Source organism: Lutibacter sp., from assembly GCF_041596795.1.
Lineage (GTDB): Bacteria > Bacteroidota > Bacteroidia > Flavobacteriales > Flavobacteriaceae > Lutibacter.
Genome location: NZ_JBFHHX010000259.1, coordinates 1 through 2,304, shown reverse-complemented (window position 1 = coordinate 2,304; position 2,304 = coordinate 1). Strand labels below are relative to the sequence as shown.

Sequence of the window (2,304 nt, the reverse complement as noted above, 5' to 3'; positions counted from 1 at the left end):
TAACAACCAAGCATATTCTTTAAACCCATTTCCAAATATTTCTAAAGCTTCGGCATATTCTAACTGATTATTTTTTAAAAATGGTATAGTTGTTTTTGTCGATTTTTTTGCTTCACCAAATAATACTGGAATTCCATCCTCTGCTACATATTGAAATTTTACAGGAAGTTTCTCTTTCATTGTTACACTTGGATGAAAATAAAACATTGCACCCACAAAAATTCCTAAAGAAATTTGACCAGCAATTTTAAAACGCCCTTTTAATCCTTCTTTATCTTTTTTAAATACTTTTATATAATCATCTACAAAACCAATAATTCCCATCCAAACAGTAGTTATTAATAAAATAACTATGTAAACATTGTCTAATTCAGCTAATAGCAAAACAGGAATTAGTGTTGCCAAAATAATTATAACACCTCCCATTGTTGGCGTTCCGGCTTTTTCTACTTGACCTACCAAACCTAAATCTCTAACAGATTCACCAACTTGTTTACGTTGTAAATAATTAATTATTCTTTTTCCGTAAATGGTTGAAAATAATAATGAAAGTATAAAAGCTAATGCCGAACGAAATGATATATACTGGAACAAACCTGCTCCAAATACATCAAATTGCTTGTCTAAATAATCAAATAAATAATATAACATATTGTTAATTTTCTACGCTTGTAATAATTCAGTTATTTTCTCGAAATCATCAAAATGAGTTCGCACACCTTTAATTTCCTGATAAGTTTCATGACCTTTTCCAGCTATTAAAATAATATCTCCTTTATTAGCCAGTTTAGTTGCTGTTTTTATTGCTTGCTCCCTATCTAAAACCGAAATTGTTTTTTTATAATTATGAGGCTCAACTCCACTTTCTACTTCATTTAATATTACCTGAGGATCTTCACTTCTTGGATTATCTGAAGTAAAAATTACTTGCGAACTTAATTGAGATGCTATACGCCCCATAATAGGGCGTTTAGCTTTATCTCGATCCCCACCGCATCCCACAACGGTTATAACTTGTTCGTTTCCAGTTCTAATATCATTTATAGTTTCTAAAACATTTTTTAATGCATCTGGTGTATGTGCATAATCAACAATTGCAATTACACCTTCTTTTGATGTAAAATGCTGAAAACGCCCACTTACACTTTCTAACTCACTTATTAAGGTTAAAGATTCCATTGCGTTTAAACCTAATAAATCTGCCACACCATAAACAGCAGTAAGATTATAGGCATTAAAACTTCCTGTTAATTTTGTCCAAACCTCTAATCCATTTATATTTAAAAATAAACCTGAGAATTGATTTTCTAAAATTTTAGCTTTGTAATTAGCCATTGTTTTTAGCGCGTAAGAATATTTTTTAGCGCTTGTATTTTGAAGCATTACTTCACCATTTTTATCATCAATATTTACTAAAGCAAATGCCGTTTTTGGTAATGAATCGAAAAATGATTTTTTCACATCTCTATACTCAATAAATGTTTTGTGATAATCTAAATGATCGTGTGTTAAATTTGTAAAAACACCACCTGTAAATTGCAATCCTTCTGTTCTTTTTTGATGAATTCCATGAGAACTTACCTCCATAAAACAGTAATCGCAACCAGCTTCTACCATTTCATTTAAATACTTATTTATTAATAAAGAATTTGGCGTTGTATGGGTAGCTTCATATTGAGTTTTATCAACCAAAATTTTTACAGTTGATAGTAATCCTGCGCTAAATCCTGCTTTTTGAAATAACGTATATAACAAGGACGCTATGGTAGTTTTTCCATTAGTACCTGTAACACCAACTAATTTTAATTTAGATGATGGATTGTTGTAATAATTTGATGCAATAATAGCTAAAGCAGTATCAGAATTTTCCACCTTCACATATATTATTGCTGGATTTAAATTCTCTGGAAAATCTTCACAAACAATAACAGTTGCTCCAAGTTCAATAGCTTTATCAATAAACTTATGTCCATCAAACACCAATCCTTTTTGAGCAACAAAAAGACTATCCTTTTTAACAGCTCTTGAATCAAATTCTACAGTAGAAATTGACCTATCTGTATTTCCGTGAACAGCAACTACAGCAACCTTATATAATATGTCTTTTACTAATTTCAACTATGCTAATTTTATAACTATTATTTTACCTTTTTCTAGTTTCGATCCAACTTCTATTGACTGTTCTATAACTTTTCCTTTACCTTCTAGCTTTACTTTTAACCCTAAATTTTCAAGTAAAGGAATGGCGTCCATTGCCGCCATTCCTTTTACATTTGGGATTGAATTAAGTGCTTTATTTGAATT

General features: G+C 30.3%; 2 protein-coding genes and 1 pseudogene. All 3 read right to left on the bottom strand.

Annotated features, from left to right (window positions below; genetic code table 11):
- Positions 1–651 (bottom strand): annotated as a pseudogene (locus ABY298_RS16090) (phospho-N-acetylmuramoyl-pentapeptide-transferase); the annotation flags it as partial.
- Positions 652–663: 12 nt separating this feature from the next.
- Positions 664–2,118 (bottom strand): UDP-N-acetylmuramoyl-L-alanyl-D-glutamate--2,6-diaminopimelate ligase, encoded by a 1,455-nt coding sequence (locus ABY298_RS16085; protein WP_372747058.1) that lies wholly within the window; start codon positions 2,116–2,118, stop codon positions 664–666.
- On the bottom strand, positions 2,119–2,304 hold a 186-nt coding region (locus tag ABY298_RS16080; protein WP_372747057.1), incomplete at its 5' end, for a PASTA domain-containing protein.